The 18656-nt window shown below is 57.3% G+C and carries 23 protein-coding genes and 2 tRNA genes; 9 read left to right on the top strand and 16 right to left on the bottom strand.

Annotated features, from left to right (window positions below; all coding sequences use genetic code 11):
* Window positions 1–159 precede the first annotated feature (159 nt).
* The 6 genes from K5845_RS16420 to K5845_RS16395 are packed head-to-tail and all read right to left on the bottom strand — an operon-like array spanning window position 160 to window position 6003.
* Entirely contained in the window at window positions 160–1026 is an 867-nt protein-coding gene (locus tag K5845_RS16420; protein WP_287959497.1) for a triphosphoribosyl-dephospho-CoA synthase, read from the bottom strand.
* On the bottom strand, window positions 1023–1985 hold the full coding sequence (locus tag K5845_RS16415) for an ATP-grasp domain-containing protein (protein ID WP_287959496.1): 963 nt from the start codon (window positions 1983–1985) through the stop codon (window positions 1023–1025). The genes K5845_RS16420 and K5845_RS16415 overlap by 4 nt, the downstream gene beginning before the upstream one ends.
* Window positions 1939–2910 (bottom strand): methenyltetrahydromethanopterin cyclohydrolase, encoded by a 972-nt coding sequence (gene mch / locus K5845_RS16410; protein WP_046476445.1) that lies wholly within the window; start codon window positions 2908–2910, stop codon window positions 1939–1941. Before mch ends, K5845_RS16415 begins: the two co-directional genes overlap by 47 nt.
* Window positions 2897–4069 carry an ATP-grasp domain-containing protein gene (locus tag K5845_RS16405; RefSeq protein WP_287959495.1) on the bottom strand — a complete coding sequence of 391 codons (1173 nt, stop codon included), beginning with the start codon at window positions 4067–4069 and terminating at the stop codon, window positions 2897–2899. Before K5845_RS16405 ends, mch begins: the two co-directional genes overlap by 14 nt.
* A complete protein-coding gene (locus tag K5845_RS16400; protein ID WP_046476447.1) occupies window positions 4066–4968 on the bottom strand; it encodes an NAD(P)-dependent methylenetetrahydromethanopterin dehydrogenase in 903 nt (300 codons plus the stop codon). The genes K5845_RS16405 and K5845_RS16400 overlap by 4 nt, the downstream gene beginning before the upstream one ends.
* A 36-nt stretch (window positions 4969–5004) precedes the next feature.
* Window positions 5005–6003, bottom strand: a complete 999-nt coding sequence (locus K5845_RS16395) for a beta-ribofuranosylaminobenzene 5'-phosphate synthase family protein (protein ID WP_090229849.1) — start codon at window positions 6001–6003, stop codon at window positions 5005–5007.
* A gap of 74 nt (window positions 6004–6077) precedes the next feature.
* Between K5845_RS16395 and K5845_RS16390 the strand changes: the two genes are divergently transcribed.
* Both K5845_RS16390 and folK read left to right on the top strand, forming a co-directional pair.
* A complete protein-coding gene (locus tag K5845_RS16390) occupies window positions 6078–6452 on the top strand; it encodes a 4a-hydroxytetrahydrobiopterin dehydratase (protein WP_046476450.1) in 375 nt (124 codons plus the stop codon).
* A gap of 130 nt (window positions 6453–6582) precedes the next feature.
* On the top strand, window positions 6583–7086 hold the full coding sequence (gene folK, locus K5845_RS16385; protein ID WP_287959494.1) for a 2-amino-4-hydroxy-6-hydroxymethyldihydropteridine diphosphokinase: 504 nt from the start codon (window positions 6583–6585) through the stop codon (window positions 7084–7086).
* Window positions 7087–7191: 105 nt separating this feature from the next.
* Here folK and K5845_RS16380 read toward each other — a convergent pair whose 3' ends face one another.
* From K5845_RS16380 to gloA, 8 genes are all read right to left on the bottom strand, one after another.
* A complete protein-coding gene (locus tag K5845_RS16380; RefSeq protein ID WP_046476455.1) occupies window positions 7192–7578 on the bottom strand; it encodes a c-type cytochrome in 387 nt (128 codons plus the stop codon).
* A gap of 214 nt (window positions 7579–7792) precedes the next feature.
* Entirely contained in the window at window positions 7793–8959 is a 1167-nt protein-coding gene (gene pqqE, locus K5845_RS16375; protein ID WP_046476458.1) for a pyrroloquinoline quinone biosynthesis protein PqqE, read from the bottom strand.
* Window positions 8956–9258, bottom strand: coding sequence for a pyrroloquinoline quinone biosynthesis peptide chaperone PqqD (gene pqqD / locus K5845_RS16370; RefSeq protein ID WP_046476461.1), 303 nt, complete (start codon window positions 9256–9258; stop codon window positions 8956–8958). Before pqqD ends, pqqE begins: the two co-directional genes overlap by 4 nt.
* Window positions 9251–10021 carry a pyrroloquinoline-quinone synthase PqqC gene (gene pqqC / locus K5845_RS16365; RefSeq protein ID WP_046476464.1) on the bottom strand — a complete coding sequence of 257 codons (771 nt, stop codon included), beginning with the start codon at window positions 10019–10021 and terminating at the stop codon, window positions 9251–9253. Before pqqC ends, pqqD begins: the two co-directional genes overlap by 8 nt.
* On the bottom strand, window positions 10018–10950 hold the full coding sequence (gene pqqB, locus K5845_RS16360) for a pyrroloquinoline quinone biosynthesis protein PqqB (RefSeq protein ID WP_046476467.1): 933 nt from the start codon (window positions 10948–10950) through the stop codon (window positions 10018–10020). The genes pqqC and pqqB overlap by 4 nt, the downstream gene beginning before the upstream one ends.
* Before the next feature lie 283 nt (window positions 10951–11233).
* Window positions 11234–11323, bottom strand: coding sequence for a pyrroloquinoline quinone precursor peptide PqqA (gene pqqA / locus K5845_RS16355; RefSeq protein WP_046476472.1), 90 nt, complete (start codon window positions 11321–11323; stop codon window positions 11234–11236).
* A gap of 293 nt (window positions 11324–11616) precedes the next feature.
* Window positions 11617–12912: a TIGR03862 family flavoprotein gene (locus K5845_RS16350; RefSeq protein ID WP_244464990.1), complete on the bottom strand. Its 1296-nt coding sequence runs from the start codon at window positions 12910–12912 to the stop codon at window positions 11617–11619.
* A complete protein-coding gene (gene gloA, locus K5845_RS16345; RefSeq protein WP_046476475.1) occupies window positions 12909–13349 on the bottom strand; it encodes a lactoylglutathione lyase in 441 nt (146 codons plus the stop codon). Before gloA ends, K5845_RS16350 begins: the two co-directional genes overlap by 4 nt.
* A gap of 542 nt (window positions 13350–13891) precedes the next feature.
* Between gloA and K5845_RS16340 the strand changes: the two genes are divergently transcribed.
* The 7 genes from K5845_RS16340 to K5845_RS16310 all read left to right on the top strand — a co-directional run bounded on the left by K5845_RS16340 (window position 13892) and on the right by K5845_RS16310 (window position 17323).
* Window positions 13892–14497: a cold-shock protein gene (locus tag K5845_RS16340; RefSeq protein WP_046476478.1), complete on the top strand. Its 606-nt coding sequence runs from the start codon at window positions 13892–13894 to the stop codon at window positions 14495–14497.
* A complete protein-coding gene (locus K5845_RS16335) occupies window positions 14460–15023 on the top strand; it encodes a DUF192 domain-containing protein (RefSeq protein WP_082100993.1) in 564 nt (187 codons plus the stop codon). The genes K5845_RS16340 and K5845_RS16335 overlap by 38 nt, the downstream gene beginning before the upstream one ends.
* A 115-nt stretch (window positions 15024–15138) precedes the next feature.
* A tRNA-Pro gene (locus tag K5845_RS16330) sits at window positions 15139–15215 on the top strand.
* A gap of 106 nt (window positions 15216–15321) precedes the next feature.
* Entirely contained in the window at window positions 15322–15627 is a 306-nt protein-coding gene (locus K5845_RS16325) for an ETC complex I subunit (protein ID WP_046479865.1), read from the top strand.
* Window positions 15628–15675: 48 nt separating this feature from the next.
* Window positions 15676–15752 (top strand) — tRNA-Arg (locus tag K5845_RS16320).
* Window positions 15753–15948: 196 nt separating this feature from the next.
* Entirely contained in the window at window positions 15949–16254 is a 306-nt protein-coding gene (locus tag K5845_RS16315) for a hypothetical protein (RefSeq protein WP_287959493.1), read from the top strand.
* Window positions 16247–17323, top strand: coding sequence for a hypothetical protein (locus K5845_RS16310; protein WP_287959492.1), 1077 nt, complete (start codon window positions 16247–16249; stop codon window positions 17321–17323). The genes K5845_RS16315 and K5845_RS16310 overlap by 8 nt, the downstream gene beginning before the upstream one ends.
* A 39-nt stretch (window positions 17324–17362) precedes the next feature.
* Here the strand turns inward: K5845_RS16310 and K5845_RS16305 are convergent, their stop codons facing one another.
* Together K5845_RS16305 and K5845_RS16300 are read right to left on the bottom strand one after the other, a co-directional pair.
* The gene (locus tag K5845_RS16305; protein WP_052743640.1) at window positions 17363–17779 is read right to left on the bottom strand and encodes a HepT-like ribonuclease domain-containing protein; all 417 of its coding nucleotides are present in this window, start codon (window positions 17777–17779) and stop codon (window positions 17363–17365) included.
* A 1-nt stretch (window position 17780) separates the two neighbouring features.
* On the bottom strand, window positions 17781–18200 hold the full coding sequence (locus tag K5845_RS16300) for a nucleotidyltransferase family protein (RefSeq protein ID WP_353736555.1): 420 nt from the start codon (window positions 18198–18200) through the stop codon (window positions 17781–17783).
* Window positions 18201–18656: the final 456 nt, after the last annotated feature.

The following is an 18656-nucleotide window of genomic DNA, read 5'->3' as shown; positions in this document are numbered from 1 at the left end:
ACGCTTGGTCCGACCGAGCGTTGTTGGCCTCAGCCGAGCTGAGCCATCCCTGATGCAGCGAACGAGGACACTAGATCCTCGAACCGGTTGGCCGGATAGCGGCGCGCCTGAGCCCCGCCCGTAGATACCGCAGAGAGTCGCCGAAAGACAAGCCTCTTCCTACCTGCTTGGTGATGCAAGGAGGGCAAGGAGTTTCTCGGTAAAGATTGTCGCAACCACGAAATCTGCAGTTGTTCCCGGATTAATGCCCTCGGCCTTCAGCTGGGCGTCGAAGTTCAGCAAATCCGGCAGGGACATTGTGCGTGCGACAGGCTGCCAGCTGGGTGCCAGCGCACGTGCAGCATTTTGTACGTGAAGTGCCGTTTCAGGGCCAAATTTACGCGCGATATGCGTGTCTGGAAATCGCGATAGATAGTGCATGTGCAGCGTGGTTATCGCGAGTTCAGGTGTTTCAGCGAAGCGCAGCGCGGTCTCGTAAAGAGGCAAACCGATTTCAAATATATCTGCATATGCAGTGACGTAGGCACGGGCGATGCGATCGCGGTCGGCGGCGATTTTCATCGCTTGCAATAGGGTTATCTCGGCGGGGGCCGTTACGTCGGCCTGTTCGGAATGGCCAAGGCCGCCAGGGTTCGCACGTGCGATTGCTTTGAAGGTCTCAGCGGCGTCATTCTGACTCAAGTCTGCGAGTACATTCGCAAGACGATCGCGGAGAGCTTCGCCGTCGACGGGTTCACTGGTCGCGTAGGCGAGCGGGGCACAAAGCAGGACAATGCCCAGATTGGTATTGCACCCCACAGTCGAGAAACTCGCTTCGACAGCGCGGCGAATTCGCGTGCCCACAGGCAGGCCAGGCGTCGTTATATGGGGCGCTGCAGCTTCCGCGGCTCGCTCGAAATCACTTGGTTGCATGCCATGCCCACTTGCGTGGACATGCACGTTTCCGGGTTTCAATGCGGATAATTCGAGACGGCATGCGGCCACGAACGCCTGTGCGACGTCGTGTGCTGCAAGCAGCCGCGTCATTTGATGAGCGTCGGCATGACGGCGGCGAGGAAATCATCCGCGAGGCATTGGGCGACGTCGACATCAGTCACGCCTTGCAAGCCTTTCCATGCTGGATTGGAATTGATCTCAAGGAGGAAGAGCTTGTCGTTCTCAGTCCGCATGATGTCTACACCGGCGTAGTCCGCACCGACTGCGGCGGCAGCTGCGATCGCGAGTTCAGCGGTCCTGACATCTGGCTTTAGCGCAGTAGGTTCGGCACCTTGGTGTACGTTCGTTACCCATTGAGTGCTGCGCCGAGTCATGCCCGCTACCAAGCGTCCGCCAGAGACAAAGAGACGCCAATCTTCGAAGCTGTCTGGCCTGTGTGGCGGGAGGTATTCCTGTAGATGGTAAACGCCATTGACCGTTGCGGCGTCAGGCAGGTCCGACCAGCTTTCGAGGCGACGGACGCCATTGCCCTGCGAACCAAAAAGCGGTTTTGACACCAGTGGCGGTGCGAGCCCGTGACAATAGCGCTCACGCTGAATGGCTTCGAACGTACGCGTCGTCGGGATAGGAAGCCCGGCGCGCTGGAAGAAAAAGGTGGTCGTCGATTTATCTACGGATCGTTCTATCGCGCGGGCGTCGTTCCAAACTCTCACGCCGCTTTCGCGCAGGGCATGCAGGATGCCGAGGCGGAACGTTATCTCTTCAAGGCTGCCCGTTGAGATGGCCCTGACGAATGCACCCTTGGGTAAAGTGCCGTCAAAGCCTGGAATGCGCAGGCCCGTGGAGGACACCGTATCGAACGCACAACGGCGTAACGTTGTCGTGAAAGTTCGTGCGCCGCGTAACTCGAGTGCACGTGCCAAGCGTCCCGCATGCCAATCACCTCCGTTCTCTTCGACGAAGATGACGACATCAGGTGTGTTTTCGGAAACCGGCGGCGCGTCAGGCGAAGCTGGCGTCGACGATATCGGAGGCGAGCTTTCCAGCATTGAACGAACGGCCTGTTTGAACGTTTGAGACGGTGACCAGCGCTGGGCTGAATAGGAGCGGGTCTATTTTGTAGAAATCTCCACCCACCTCGGCAAAGGTTTCCGCGAACGGCTTTCCGTAAGAGCGCGATTGGCTCGAGGGCAATGCGTTGGCGAGCTGTTCGGCGTCTTCGTCGGTGCCCCGCACGAAGAGCTGGATATGGCCGCCATAAATGATGGCGTCGTTGGTGCGCCCCATGGCCTTGATGAAATCAGGTGATGGAGGGGCAATTGGCGTCGCACCATAGCCGTCGAGGATATCGTCCAGCGGGAAGTGCAACTCGTGCGCCTTATGGAGCGCGACTTCCAGGACACGAGCGGCGATCTGCACGGAGCCTGCGAGTGAACTCGTCGGCGCGTATAAGATCGTTAGGTTTGATGGTAAGATTTTGCACGCGTCGGCTACGAGTTTGGCAACGGTTGGGGGGGGCGCCTTGTCGCCTTCGATGACGAGACATGCACGCGGATGGTTATCCGCGTAGTTCAATTCCTCGAAGAGTTTCTCAACGCGTGAAAGTGCGCGCGCTGGACCGGAACCGAGCGCGAAAAATCCCGTTACTTCGTCCTGAATCGTCCAGCCAGCGTATTGGCTTGCGAGGCAAGAGACGACTGGATTGGACGCGTGGACGACGACACCAAGCGGCCATTTCGGCAAAGGCGAGGATCCGGTGAGGGTTACGGTGCCAAGACCACCCATGCAGATTTCGCCGAGCAAGCGGCCTAGTTCCAAGCTGCCAATCGTTTCCGCACCACAGTCGATCAGGCGTTCGCCGATCTCGCCAATTCGTACTTGCGCACGCAAAGCCGCAGCGCGCCTTACGATGTCGTCAGCAATCTGCACTCCGTTGGCATTTACGCTGACTGCTGCCGCGTTACTTGCATTCATCTGGGCGTTTCCCTTGGTTTTCGGAGGATTGATATAGCACGTCCGCGATTTCGCGGGTGCGAACGCGACAAACTTGTTCTGCGGTATCTGGATCTTCGGCGAGGGCGCGGACGGTGACGACCGGAGCGTGTGGCGGGATGACCCGTCCGGGAGGCGGGCGGTCACTCACCCATTCCGGCCAAGCAACGTCAGGAACGGTTAGCTCTCCACGATCTGCGTAGACATAAGCTGCAGCTTGAGGGTGGGGGCGCCATTCGCGTGACAGAAGCTCAACGGCTTCGTTTTCCGTAAAGGCTGCGAGGTGAGCTTTGAACAAAGTACCAGAGGCATCGTCGAGGATATCGAGCGACGCGCCGGGACGTGGATTTACTTCGATGAGATGGGGTTCGTCGCCGACGACAATGAAGTCAAATGAGACCAATCCCTTTAATGCAAGCGCGGGGGCGAGGCTGACGCAAGCGTCCACAATACGTGCCTCGATATCCTCGTCGAGTTCGACATGGCCGGTGATGCCGCCGAAGCGGAAGGGATGGCGATCAGAGGGGCTTAGCCACGAACGCGTGAAGGCGAAGGCTTGCCCATCGCTGCCGATGAGTGAGGTCGCCGAGATCAACTCGCCGGAAACTTCGCGTTGGTAGTAGCGATTGGGGCGAACTTTCCGCCGAGCATCATAGCGGAAGATATGAGTTCCTCCACTTCCACCGATACGCTTTGACAGCCACGGCTCTGTGGCTGCGGCCGGTGGATCAAGTCGCGTTTCTGGATGCACGATGCCGAGGTCGCGCAGGAGCGGAAATAGAACGGCTGGGTCTTTGCTGCGGCTGACGACACTTGCATCGCAGGCGCAGAGACGGAATTCGCGAGAGAGCGCTGCAATAACCTCCGGCTCGCATTCGAAACCTGCGCCCAGGACGATGAGCGGATTGCTTGTTGGGCCGACGCCTGCCTTGCTCATTATGGCATGCAGTGCGTCACTTAGGCTTCGCTCATCGAAACCATACGTGAAGGCTGAAGGCAGCTTTTCGACGGCACCGGATAGTGCGAGGGTATCGTCGTCCGCGAAGCAGTCAACGACGAGCGGGCAATAACCAGCTCGCTCGGCGGACGCAGCGAGCATCCGCCCAGACAAGGCGACAATCAGGATCGTTTCGGTGGTCAACCGACCAACGTGCGTGCGAGCGCGAAGGCGTCGCGGAAATCCAACAGCAAGGGCTTGTCGGAGCTGATCATGCGCTTAAAGAGGCCGGACTCGGTTTTGTACTTAATGTCGCCGATGGCCAGGGGGCCAACCCCGAGGGTCGTTGAGCAGCCTGGTAGGAGCTCACCATTCATGAACAGCTCCATCCCTTCAATGCCGGGGGGCGGCACTGCGTTGACGTCCGCTGTTACAAGCAACTTGCGGGCATTCTTTAGTTCGCTGTTGCCGAGCACCTGAACACCAGCGGCGGCGGCGGCGAATACAATTTCAGCTTCAGCGACAATGGATGCCTTTTGGTCGGGTGTCTCGCCCGGCACGGGTTCGAGGTCAACGCCGAAGCGTTCCTTGGCAGCGTTAGACGTGGCAATAACGCGATCGATGCCGCGGTGAGCGACCATCTTCACGTCCGCGCCTTCGAGAGCTGCGATTACCGCAGATGCGAAGCCCACGACGCCGGTGGCACCGAAGATGGCGACCTTGGTGCCCTTCCAGTCGCGTTGGAACTTGTCCTTCATGACCTTTTCAACGCACGCGACCATCGCTGCTGCGGTCGTGAAGGACCCGGCTGGATCGGCGAAGGCCGACAGCTCGAACGGCGGAACCATCGCTTCCTTGGTAGCCTTGAGCATGTCGAGGGCGAGGAGTGCGTCCTTGCCGCCGATGAATACGCCCGTGCGCACACCGGACGCGGGCGGACGGGAGAAAATGGCGTCCTGAACGAGGCCCGTAACCTCTTCCAACGTGACATTCAAATAAGGGGTGATGACCTTATAACCAGCATCGGCGGCCATATTCACATCAAAAGGGCTCATGTGCTTTTGCGGCGCAAACATATGCAGAATCGGGGTCGGCTCGCTCACGGGACGGTCCTCTTGGTTTCAAGTGGCGTTTGAGACTTAGAACTGGATCGACGCACCGTGGTTCCGCCCACGGACGATGTCGATCTCCAGATCCAGCCGTTTAGCGTCATCGATTAAAGATTGATAGAGACTATCCGCCACAGCCTGAGACGGGACGAATGCAAACCCTGTCGGGCCCCATGAACTCTGGCCTATTCCAACCGCACCGAGATCAGCCATTTTCTTGACGATGCTTTCGACGGCTGGGCTCGCCCATATCCCCCCCTGAGCGACGGCAAACTGGCGACCGACAACTTCCTGTATCTTACTGAGCGCACTACCAAAATTTGCGATGTCTTGTTCGATTAAAGCAGGCAGAAGCTGCATCATCATCAGCCGGCAGAGCGCGCCACTTTCTTCGGGCGTCATGCCATCGAGATTGGCGAAAGCCTCTGTTTCTGTATCGCCGTGGACGCCTGCTCGCTCGGGGTCCTTGACGAGCATAATGCGCCAGTCAGCGGGAAAATCTCCACGGAATACCACTGGCGGCGGAGTAGAAGACCGCCCACGCCCTCCATCTACAACGAATCCGCCCGCCTCGAAAGCTGCCATTCCGATTGCGGAGCGTGCGCCTCGCCCGATTACTTCGGCTAATTCGACGGCGGTTATGTGCTGTTGCTCTAGTGTTTTGAGAGCGACGCCAATAGCGAGCGCCAGCTGTGTGCCTGAGCCGAGACCGGCGTGCGCTGGGATGGCGCGGGCGACATCCAGATGATAGTTACCGTCAATATTGAGCGCGGCCTTAAAGTGCTTGAGAGCGCGCGCGCTGCGGTGCTGTTCAACGCCCTCGGCTGCGTCGTAGTTGGCACGCCGCAATGTCAATTCCGTTACGGGAGTGTCGAGGGCAAGTCCGATCGAGCCGAACTGGCGACCTAGTCCTCCGTTCAGATCGAGAAAACCCAGGTGCAGCCGGGCCGGGGCGACGATGTGTACGCTATCGACCCGAGATTTCAGGGTCTTTGCGATTGACTTGCTGCCTTCAGCGATTGCAGACATGTGTCTGTGGTCCATAGCTCGCATTAGATTGATGCGTCTTTTACAATGTCCACGAAAGGCCGAGAGAGGGCAACATGAACGCGCGTGAACAGGCGATGGAAGACACCGAGGTTGTCGAGTGGCTCGGCGCCAATCTTGCGAAGTGGAAACTCGAAGGTGGTTGGATTCGCCGCACTTATAAGACGGCGAGCTGGAAGGGGACTTTGATGGTCATTAATACCGTCGGTCACCTGGCGGAAGCTGCCTGGCACCACCCTGATATAACCGCCTCTTATGCTTGGGTCGAGGTGCGTCTGCAAACCCATACGGCTAAGGGCATTACGATGAAAGATCTTGAACTTGCTCGCAAGATCGAAGACGTCGTCGAGTGGCAACCAGCTAAGGAAGGCGGCGCCCTTGAAGGCACGCCGACGGGCGATCTGCGATTTGCATACATTAAGTATGACTAACGCGGGTGTTCGACTTCTGGTTTGTATTCCACACAAGAGTGACGCGTTAGATGTGCGGCTGACTACGGGATATCCGCGTTGGGCCCACGTGCGTTTTAACGCATTCTTTTGATCCGGTAACGGAGTTGCCATGAATAGGGATGATGGGCACGCGCCGGCTTTTGACGCCATTGTCGCGTTAGGTTCGAACATCGGCGACAAGGTCGGCAATATTGAGCGTGCTCTTAGTCTCATCGCTAAAAGTGGTGATGTGCAACTTGTTAAGCGCTCGCGCAATTATCGTACTCCGCCGTGGGGGAAGACCGACCAAGATTGGTTCGTCAATGCATGTGTCAGTGTGACGACGGAACTTTCTCCTCACGGTCTTTTGCGGCGGTGTCTTGAGGTCGAAACTCAGATGGGGCGCGAACGCACCGAAAAATGGGGTCCGCGTGTCATCGATCTCGATGTTCTTGTCTATCGCGGTGTCGAGATGTCCGACAAAGAACTTGTGTTGCCGCATCCGCATATCACCCAGCGTGCGTTCGTGCTGGCGCCGTTAGCAGACGTCGCTGCAGACATGGAACTTAATGGGCGCACTATTGAGGAATGGCTGCATGACATCGATGCGGAGGGTGTGACGCCGCTCGCTTGAAGGCAAGAGGACAATTCTTCTGCGCAGTGTCTTCCAATTAGAAAACGCCACGCCCGATTTTGCGAGCATGGCGTTGCAATCTGTATGGGGTTCGTAAGCTGAAGCTTACTTCGCTTCAGAACCATCCGCGTTGAACGACTTGAGATATGCAATCAGGTTTGCACGATCGGTGTCGTCCTTGAGACCCGCGAACACCATCTTGGTTCCGGGAACCTTATCTTTGGGCTTCGCCAGGAATTCACTCAGAGATGCTTCGTCCCAAGTGATGCCGGAATCCTTCATCGCGGCGGAATAGTTGAAGCCTTCGATGGAGCCTGCTTTGCGGCCGACGACACCATTGAGTTCTGGGCCAACGCGGTTAACGGCCTTCTCACCAATTGTGTGGCACGCGCGGCACTTCTTGAAGACGTTCTTGCCTTCCTCGGCATCTTGAGCTGCGGCCACGGTTGGTAGCGCGACGACAAGAGCCAGTGCAAGTATTCTGCTAAGCATTGAAGTGGTTCTCCCTTGGTCGGTTATTCTGATGCCGCTCGGACGGTTATCGATACCGTGTATCAACATAGTGGCAAGCGCTTTTTGAACGGTGCGTGAACATGGCGCATGAGTGACGTTGCGACGTGCGTGAGGGAGAGCGTTTTCTTCGGCGCTGCAGCAAAACTGCAAGTTGCTTCAGTGTGCAGCGCCAGGAATGACAGTAAACCGCATATTAGCCGCGTGTGGGCTCGGTCGTGGGTTTACCCATGCGGCGATAGATGAACTCGGGTGGCTCAACGTGAGATTCTTGCGTTGCCACTTCTGCCCACTCTTTGTGAAGTGGTGAGAGTGAACATGCCGGATCGGTGTTAGCTGGATCGCCGGTGAGCGCGAAGGCTTGGCAACGGCAGCCGCCGAAGTCGATTTCCTTACGCGGGCAGGAGCGGCATGGTTCTTTCATCCAGTCCGTGCCGCGGAATTTTTGGAATGCTTGACCTTGCAGCCAGATGTCGGCGAGCGGTCTGTCGCGAACATTGTCGAATTCTAAACCGGGAAGTGATTCCGCTGCGTGGCAGGGTAAGACGCGTCCTGATGGTGTAACGTTCATGATGCCACGCCCCCAACCGCCCATGCAGGGCTTAGGATATTTTGCGTAGTAATCGGGGACGACGAAGTCGATGACGAGAATGCCCTTCAGGCGCTCCTTTGCCTCATCGACGATCTGGGCCGTCTTCATGAAAGCTTCGCGGGTCGGCATCAACGCGGCGCGGTTCTTCAGCGCCCAGGCGTAGTATTGAATATGGGCAACTTCCAACCTGCCAGCGCCGACTTCGACGGCATAGTCGATGATGCGCGGTAAGCTGTCGATGTTCTGACGGTGGAGGGGAGCGTTGATGGTCAACGGCATATCTAGCTCGCGGACCCACTTGGCGACTTCGTGCTTCTTTTCCGCGCCGCCTTTGTAGGCTGCGATGCGGTTCGCGTTTTCTGGATCGACGTCCTGAATCGAGAGCTGAACGTGGTCCAGTCCCAGGTCTCGAAGTTTCTGCAGCCGCTCTTTCGTCAGCAAAACCCCAGCCGTAATCAGGTTTGTATAGAGGCCGACTTCTGCAGCGGTCGCGACGATATCTTCGAGGTCACGGCGTGCGGTTGGTTCGCCACCCGACAAGTGGATTTGAAGAACGCCAAGCTCAGCGGCTTGACGCATCACGTTTTGCCAGTCCTCTGTCGAAAGCTCGGTATTGGCGCGTTCAAGCTCGACCGGGTTGGAGCAATATGGACACTGCAGCGGGCAACGGTGAGTTAACTCGGCTAATAGACCGATCGGGGCGCGCGCGCAGTTCGTACTTTCATTGACGGGCGTCGCTTCGGCAACGGTTCCTGGCGCCATTTCATTCATGATTTTAAAACTCCTTTGTCAGCCAGGTCCTGCAGCATGGCAATAACATCGGTAAGGATGACATCGACTGGGGCCTGATAGTCCGCTGCCAATTTTTGTGCGATCTCGCTTACGGAGCGTTCGCCATCGCACAGCTTGAGGACCTCGACGGAGATCTCATCGGGTTCAAAAACCCGTTCGGGTGCAAGTATGAGCCACTTGCCGCGTCCCTGGTCGTGACGCAGCTTAATATGCCGGGGCAGCCGCAGTCGGCTGTCTTGTGTAACAACGAGGCGTGAGGGTTGTGCAGCCTCAGTCATTTGCTTCTCCTGGACGGAAAGCTCCGGGTGGGATGTTGCCCGGCTCAACGTAGGCATGATGCAAGGCGTCCAGCTGGACCCACAGTACGTTACATTTGAAGCGCACGGCTTCGACGCAAGCATCCTGTTCAGGGCGGGTTTTGGCGTTGCGCTTGATGTAGTCGAGTGCGAAGTCCGCATCGCGCGGTGCTTGATTAAGGCGGCGCTTGAAGTACGCCATGACATTGTCGTCAATGAAATCGTAGTTCTCGAGCATTCCGGCAATACGCTCCTTATGAATTTTAGGAGCAAACAGCTCAGTCAGCGATGAGGCGACGGCGACGACAAGGGGTTGCTCGCGGACAAACTGGACATAAGCTTCAACGGCAAAGCGTGTCGCGGGCAAGGCGCCCTGCATGCTCGTTACGTATTCACGATCAAGACCCAAGCCGTCTGTTAGAACGAGCCAGCGCTCGATGCCGCCCGGTTCATCGCCGAGGCCATCGTGGTCATGGATGCGGTGCAGCCACTCGCGGCGTAGTTCGCGATCATGGACGCGTGAGATCAAGGCTGCATCCTTACGCGGAACGGCTGATTGATAGCAGTAGCGATTCAGTGCCCATGCTTGCACCTGGCCCTTGCTGAGGTGGCCGCCGTGTAGCAATTGATGAAACGGGTGCTTGTCGTGATACCGCTCAGCACCAACCGCTCGGATTGCGGCATCGAATTCATCAATCGTCATGAGGTCCGTAACTGGAGCCTCGGAAAAACGCCGCTCACTCATAGTCGTACCTCCATGCCGTCATGGCTTACCTCCCATCCGGCTGCTTCGGCTGCCTGCCGCTCTTCGGAATTATCGTTGAGGATGGGGTTCGAGTTGTTGATGTGGATGAATATCTTCCGATCAACATTCAAGTTCTTGAAAGATGATATGGAACCTTCCGGGCCGGATATTGAGATGTGGCCCATGCGCTTGCCGGTTTTTTGCGACAGCTTTTGGCGGATCATTTCCTCGTCGTCGAATAGCGTGCCGTCGAAGAAGACCAACGGTGCGCCCTCGAGGCGTTTTGCGAGAGCCGCGTCGATGGTGGCGCAGCCTGGAATATAGAGAAATCTCTTGCCGGTAGCGGTTTCTGTTATTTCAAGGCCGATGGTGTCGCCCTTTTGGGTGCCGAAATCTGGCCCGCGGCTTTCATCCTCTAAAAAGAGTGCGACCTTGCCGGGTACATCGAAGGCTTCGACGGTGAGGCCGAGATCGCAGTCCGCCCCCTTTACCGCAACCCGCTCGTCAGAAGGAAGGTCGGAGCGGGTAACGAAGTCCTTCGAGAGGACATTGAAAATGCTGTTGGCCGCGAGCGTCGAGAGCACCCGGTGCGAGCCATAAAGGGCCAACGGTTGTTGTTCGCGCAGATTGATGAGGCCAGCGATATGGTCGACGTCGGCGTTTGTGACGACGACAGCTTTAATCGGTGTATTGCGCAGGCTGCCGCTGCGGACGGCGCCAAGTTCCGGAGTTTCATTGATTTGCTGGCGCAGATCTGGAGAGGCGTTGAGCAAAAGCCAGTCCGTACCATTCGCACTTACGGCCAGTGACGATTGGGTGCGGGGGGAGAACCCCGGCTCACCGGCGCGGGCGCTGGCGCAATTTGAGCAGTTGCAATTCCATTGCGGAAAACCGCCGCCGGCGGCTGACCCCAACACCTTTATGATCATGTGTGAACTCATAGTCAGTTTCCCCGCAATCACAGTTCCCGTTCCATAGCGGATCAGGGAAGGCGGAACGTCGCGAGCTGCTTTCCTAATAGAAGCATGGTGCGTTAAGCGGCCTACAGGGCGCTGACCTAATTATCTATTCAGTGACCACAGCCGCAGCTGTATGCCGTTGCGCCGTAACGCTGAAGCTCTGCCTGTTTGCAGGGGTAGAAAAAAGAAACGGCGGCCGATGCCTCGACCGCCGTGCCTACATGACATGCATGTCGGGCAAATCAGAACGTCATTAGATGACGTCGATCTCTGCCGGCAGGTAGCTCGTTACTTCGAGACCAACTTCCTGCTCGCGAACCTGTGGCTTGTTCCAAACCTTCATGATTTCCTCCGTTAGTTTGAGTGCCAAATTTCTTGGCGCGCTCCGTTGGCGCCTGACTACCAATAAACATCGGGAAGCGACTATTTCAAGAGCAAAACGCGCGATTATCGCCCAATTCTAAGTATTTCTTCTTATTGTCACGATCAGATGGGGCGGAACGCAAGCAATTCCGATACTCTATAACCGTAACAGAATAACATGTCAGGTGTTATGATCTAACATTTCTAAATGTTCCTCTTGTGATCCGGGTTATTTTGGTAGCTCTGGGAAATAAAAGCATGTGTAATGTTATTTCATTTTATTTTTGCGGGATGCGGGTGTCCGAGCCAGTTGAGAGCGCCGCGGGCAGCTTTGACCGCGGTGGCAAACACGCCCTGGAGAAGATAGCCGCCCGTTGGTGCGTGCCAGTCCAGCATCTCGCCGGCACAAAAGACGCCAGGCCGATCGCGCAGCATCATGTTCTCATCGATAGCGTCCCAGGCCACGCCGCCGCTTGTTGAAATGGCGCGACCCAACGGAGACAGCTCCGTGACTTCAAGCTTGATTTTTTTTAAGTGTGCCGCGAGTTCTTGCGGGTCCTCCGGTAATCTGCCATCCGGCTCCCGAGCCAACGCTACGGCTGCGGTGGTCAGGCCGGTCTTGCGACGCAGGAATGTTGCCATGGATTGCCGGCTGCGAGACGTACTCAGTCGTTCGGTCAGCTGTTGAAGGTCAAGATCGGGACGAAGATCGAGATCCAGGACTATCGGGGCGTGGTGCGCGTTAAGTTCGTCTCGGATCAGCTCATTGAGCGCATATACGCATCCCCCTTCGAGGCCGGTGCGCGTGATGACTGCTTCGCCGCGTACTGTCCGACCTGCGTAGTTTAGCGCAATGCGTTTGAGCGGCTGCCCCGCGAAGCCGTCAATGAGATGCTTGGACCAGGCGATGCAGACACCAGCGTTGAATGGGCCAATGGGGGTGATGCCGATCCCTGCGTGTGCGAGCGTTTCGGTCCACGTGCCATCGGAACCTAGGCGTGGCCAACTGGCGCCGCCCAGGGCGAGGATCGTGGCGTCGGCTCTGATAAGTAAATTGTCGGCGTCGGGACGTGCAAATATTTGGTGCCCTGTATCGTCCCATCCGAGCCAGCGGTGGCGCAAATTGAGTTCAACACCAAGGTCCGTCAGCCGCTGAAGCCAAGCCCGCAATAATGGGGAAGCCTTCAAGGTTTGCGGGAAAACTCTTCCGCTTGTGCCGACAAACGTCGGCTGGCCGAGATCTTCGGCCCATGCGCGCAGGGCTTCGGGGGGGAAGCTTTCGACAATGTCGGAAAGCGGCGTGTTTGCAGGGCCATACCGGTTCAGAAAGTCCGGCAATGGCTCGGAGTGCGTCAGGTTAAGTCCGCCCCGCCCAGCCATTAGGAACTTGCGGCCGGGTGCTGCCATATGGTCGAAGATATGGGTTCTGAGACCTGCGGATGCGACCGTTTCAGCAGCCATCAGGCCAGCCGGACCGGCGCCGACAATTATAATTGTCGGCGCGACATGAGAGTTCTCGGTTTGCTTGCTGGAGTGTGCCGGCGTGAGCTCGCCGTTCTTTTCGCTCACCAGTGACCGGTGTTTGGCATGGAGGCCCAAGGCTCTTGCTGGGGCAGTGCATCGCCTTTTTGCAAGAACTCAATCGAGACGTTGTCAGGCGAGCGGACGAAAGCCATGCGTCCATCGCGCGGGGGACGGTTTATTGTGACGCCAGCGTCGGCAATGTGTTGGCACGTGGCATAGATGTCATCAACCTCGAACGCGAGATGTCCGAAGTTGCGGCCTTCGCCGTAGGGTTCTGGATCCCAGTTATATGTGAGCTCCAGGACGGGGGCTTTTTCGGCGGCTGCACGTTGGCGATCTTCGGGAGCTGCGAGGAAGATCAACGTGAACCGGCCCGCCTCATTCTCCATGCGGTGCATTTCTCGCATGCCGAGTATCTTGCAGTAGAAGTTGAGGCTCTCGTCGATGTCGGAAATCCGGACCATCGTATGCAGATAGCGCATGATGTCTCCTTGTCAGGTTCTGATCGCGCGAAATCCGTAGCCGCTGCCGGGCGCGACCCGCTTGTAAACGGTTATCGCATGTGCTGTCCGGTTGGGACAGGGGCGGAGTTTCAAGGATGCGCAAGGTCCGGGCAAGAAATGCCAGGCAAGAAGCTTCGTTTGGGCAAAATCTTAGGGCTCAGGCGAATCATCGCGACCGATTCGCTGCGCCCGCGGGCACAATTTCGTCGAAATTTGATTACCAAACCGCCCCAGAAAAGATCGTGCAAAACTTATTTTGTTGAAGAATCGTGACAGCCGAAAGGCTCTTTGCTGACAGATGTTTAACCATAAAAAGTTGAGGCAAATTAGGGGGGTGCTCCCCTGTTTGCTGGGGATGACGGCTTGCCAGGGGACTACCTTTGGCGTTCGGAGATGGTATGTTCCGCTCAACCGCGGATCACTGGTTTGAGGGCAGAGGGCAGCCCGACGATACGGCCTCCGCGGTCTAGTTAAATGTTAGCATTATCGTAGGCCATGTCACATGGCAGCGGGGGTACACTATGAGCGATTCAAAGCGACCTTCCGGTCCGTTTTCTGAGGACTTTATCACGTATGAGAGCGTGGAAGCCCTGGAAGAAGCCGGTCTGGAGGTGTTCGAAGTTGCTGGCTCAATAAAGTGGTTCGATGCGTCCAAGGGTTACGGGTTCATTGTACCGGATAATGGGCTGGGGGACGTGCTGTTGCACGTTACGTGTTTGCGAGCCGGCGGTTTTCAGACCGCTTACGAAGGGGCTCGGGTTCATTGCCAGGTTATGAAGCGGCCCAAGGGCATGCAGGCTTTCCGCATTCTGTCCATGGACGAAAGTACGGCGATTCACCCATCCCAGCTTCCGCAGCGCACGCACGTTATCGTGACGCCAGAGAGCGATTGGGAGAGGGCGATCTGCAAGTGGTTTAATCGCGTACGCGGATTTGGCTTTTTAACGCGTGGCGAGGGCACGCCTGATATCTTCTGCCACATGGAGACGCTGCGTCGGTTCGGTTTTACTGAGCTGCGTCCAGGGCAAGTGGTACAGGTTCGTTATGGCTATGGTGAGAAGGGCTGCATGGCGGCGGAACTCAAGCCGGATGGCCAGCAAACGATGGGCTTTCCGGTCCAGCATTAAAGCCAGCGATTTGACATTTTACCGTACACTCTCAGGCAGGGCTGCGAACTTCGCGGCCCTGTTGTCGTTGTCGGTTGTCATTTTGGCGGCCTGTGGCTTCTTTGGGATGACGGAGAGCATCGCAGACGGACAAATGCCACGCGAGACGCTGACGATTCAAAGTGGAGAAAAAACTCATACCTTCGAGGTGGAGGTTGCTCGGTTGCCGCAAGAGAAGTCGCGGGGGCTAATGTACCGGACCGAGCTCCCTGTTGGGACAGGGATGCTCTTTCCCTATGAAGAGCCCACTGAAATTCAGATGTGGATGCGCAACACATACATATCTCTCGATATGGTCTTTATTCGAGCGGATGGGCGCGTTCATCGCATCGCGGCTTATACGGAGCCGATGTCGGACGATATCGTTAGTTCGCACGGGGATGCGACAGGCGTTCTAGAGATTGGTGGGGGCGAAGCCTCGCGATTGGGAATCAAGGCGGGTGATCTTGTGCGACACGCCCATTTTGGAACCGCTTCATCGCGTTAATCAGCGTCTTGGGCCACCGTGTCACATCAGATTTATGAGGCTCAGTTGTTCTGCACGCTTGACCTGAGCGGCAAGAGGCGGCACAGACAGTCAGCCAGTTACGAACTTGGCATGTCGGGGCATAGCTCAGCCTGGTAGAGCACCTGCTTTGGGAGCAGGGGGTCCGGAGTTCGAATCCCCGTGCCCCGACCATTTCCTTTTCAAATACCTAGAAATTACCTCATGTGGGTTGCGCGTCCGGGTGGCTGCGGCTATTCGATGAACGGACGTGTTTTCGCTTCATTTGCGGGAAATCAGCATGGTTGTGCGCATCTACAAGCCTGCCAAGACGGCTATGCAATCGGGCCGCGCGCGGACGATGGAATGGGTCGTTGAATACGAGCCGGAGTCTCCGCGTGAGGTGGAACCTCTGATGGGGTGGACATCTTCGGCTGACATGCATTCTCAAGTCCGGTTGGAGTTTGCCAGCAAGGAAGATGCGATCGCCTATGCTGAGCGCCACGGGCTGGCTTATCGGCTTATTGAGCCGAAGGACCGCAAGCCTGTGCGCAAGTCGTATGCCGATAATTTCAAGTTCGGCCGGATCGGTTCCTGGACGCATTAATGCGTCCTCTACGTCAGCTGTGGTAGTCATGTGCCGTCGGTCAATTGTGGTCCCGTAGCTCAGCTGGATAGAGCAACTGCCTTCTAAGCAGTAGGTCGCAGGTTCGAATCCTGCCGGGATCGCCATGATTTCATTGGCTAATTTGGTGACCAATTTTGTCGGCGCTGGGCTCGGGCTACCAATGGGCTACCAGGGCCACGCGCCTTCCTTCCGTAACAATCCGTACTCTTACCGTGCTTTGCAGTCGAAATGTAGGTTACGGCCTGCCTGCGTTGCAAGCGTGTTGTGTCTGAGGTTGTGTTCTCCGTTTGGAGGTAGAGCATGGCCAGAACACTTAGAGAACGCTTCGCGGCCCTGAGGGCCAGCGTCGAACAGCGCGCCCCTCCGGTCGTCTCGGAGCGGGGCAAATCGAAGCGCCTGCAACTGCGTGTCCCGGATGAGCTGCTGCTGCAGCTGGCGGTGATCAAGTTGGCGGAGGGCGGTTCAACCAACAAATTCTGTGAGGGACAAATTGCAGAGGGCGCGGCCAAGAGGATCGCGGAGCTTAAGTTGCGCTTCAGCGTCGATACCTGGGAAGCGATCGTGGCCTCGGCCCACGGCGGCTGGCGCGAAGGCGCTGGTGATTGATGTCCTGATTTGCGCGGGCGTCGTGGGGAGCCTTGGCCTGGTGGCGGTGTCGGCGGTGCTCAACTATCGCTTCGGTATTCGCCTCGGCGGGCAGGATGAGGTGGAACGGCACCTTTACGGCTTCGGCTTGGGGCTCGCGGACATCGTGAAGGCCCTGATGCCGTTCTGCTTGGCCTTGGCCGTTGGCAAGCGTGATTGGCTGGCAGCCTTGGGCGCGGGGGTATTCCTTGTGGTGGCCAGCGTGAGTTCCTTTTATGCGGGGATCGGACTTGCCGCCGAACACCGCCTTGCGAACGCGGGGAACAATCAGAGCGTCATTGACCGGCGCAACAACCTCCAGGCTGAACAGAAACGCCTTCAAGGGCGGTTGGAAGCTATCGGGCAGGTCGGAACCCATCAGGAGGTCGAAAACGCGATTGAGGCGGCGTACGCGCAACCCTACGGCCGGGGGAAGCGGACCGTGGCGGTGCATTCGGACCGCTGCCGGAAGAACATGATCGCCACGCGGGTGGCCTGCGCGAAGATTGCGCGGATGCAGGTGACGCTGGAACAGGCCCGGGAAGCAGAAGCTTCGTGGGGAAGGCTTAGAGAGGTGCAGGCGGCGCTAGGAGGGCTGGACTCCTCTGTGCAAAGCGCGGACCCGCAGCTGGATGTCCTTGACCGGGTGTTCCGCTGGTTCGATGCTCCCGTGGAGCAGGCCGACATCCGGACGGGGCTGCTGCTTGGGCTTGGATTATTGCTTGAGCTGGGGAGTGGGTTGGGGCTTTACACGGTGACGACGCCGTGGCGGCACCGTGACAGGGATGTTGGGCGCAGGATGACGACGCTAGGTGACGTAGCGGTTTGGGCTGATGAACGGTTGGAGGCGGTGCGCGGCGAACGCCTGACGGCCAATGTGGTGTTCAACGATTATGAGGCCTGGTGCCGCGACCACAATTTCGTGGCGATGCGCGAGGGCGTGTTTGTTGAGCAGCTGATGGCGCTGGCCCATGAGGTCGGGATCCCGATGGAACAGAGCGGGTCGAACCTCGAGTTCCGGGACGTGGCATTTGGAAAAGTCGTGGCCTAGGGCTTAGGCTCGGCTTGCCGGGTTTTACCGGCTGCAAAATTACTTCTTCGCTTTCGGCTTTCGCTTCGTTGAAGTGGCCCTATTAGCCGGCTTCCTAGGTGCTTTGAGTTTCTCGCTTTTCTTTGCTTTGATGATTGCTCTGATGGCTTTCCCGAGCGGGGGAAAGTCCTTCTTCAGGGTGTCCCAGATCACCTCGTTGGCCACTTTATGGTATTCGTGTCGCAGTATGTTTCCGATGCCTTTGATCTCGACCCAGGGAATGCTCGGCTGGCTGTTTAGATCCTTGGCCGGAATACCTCGAACAGCTTCCGAGATTGTGAGTATCGCCCGTTCCACCGCGCGCCGCGTCAAGTCATCGGCGGCGTACGAATTTAGGGTAAGCTTGCTTGTGGCCTTCTTGATGAACGCGATTTCCTCAAGGATGTCCTTGAGGAGATGATCGACGCTACGCGCCATGTCAGAAGACTTTCACCGCTGAGCGATGAATGTCCTTGCGTAGCGCGGGATGCAGGCTACGGCGCGTGGTCAGGTCGACGTCGCTTCCAAGGCTGCGCCGCAGGAAGTCGCGCATCCGAATGAGGTCGACGAGGCTGAATGGCTTGTTTTTCACTGGCTCGATGAAGATGTCGATGTCGCTGTCGGAGCGGGCCTTGTCGCGCGCGGTTGAACCAAACAGGTACAACGACGCCGCGCCCATGCTTCGTAAGCGCTGGGCGTTTCGGTGTAACCGGCTGATGGCGTCCGCTTTCTTCATGGGATTATTATGAGTGCCGTTTTGGTCCCTTGCAAGACCGACGTCTTCGATTGCTCCTCTGTGTACGCCTTTTTGTGGCACGCCTGCTTGGTCGAGCGCGGCGATGCGATCATTTTCGCTCATTCTTGGTTCCGTTAGGCGGCTTGGGACAACGTGCTGACGGCAATACGATGACAGCTGAGTGGGCTCTCAAGATTTTCCATGGGGGCAGCATGAGTGAGCTCTGATTGGCTGTCTAGTGAATATGCCGAAGTGGATGGCATGGGAGGATGGGGGTGTGGCGAATGTCCCCTTCCCTTTTCCATGAAAAGCCGCGCAGCGCCTGTTCTGAATTCTGGAAAAGGTTCTGGAAGAATGTTCCGGAAAATGTTCGGACGGTGTTCTGAGATGTTCTGTTCTATATAGAGCGACTACCGATCCTACGTGAATGCTGCTACCGAACCTACGTTGGTATTGCTACCGAACGCACGCAGGCCTGCTACCGAACCTACGTTGATGGAAGCTCTCTTGCTACCGATCCTACGTGGTGCCGCTACCGATCCTACGTCGGCGGCTTTGAATGCGGCGCTGGGCCTCATG

This window comes from Filomicrobium sp., from assembly GCF_025698805.1.
GTDB lineage: Bacteria > Pseudomonadota > Alphaproteobacteria > Rhizobiales > Hyphomicrobiaceae > Filomicrobium > Filomicrobium insigne.
This window is presented reverse-complemented; position numbering and strand designations above follow the sequence as displayed.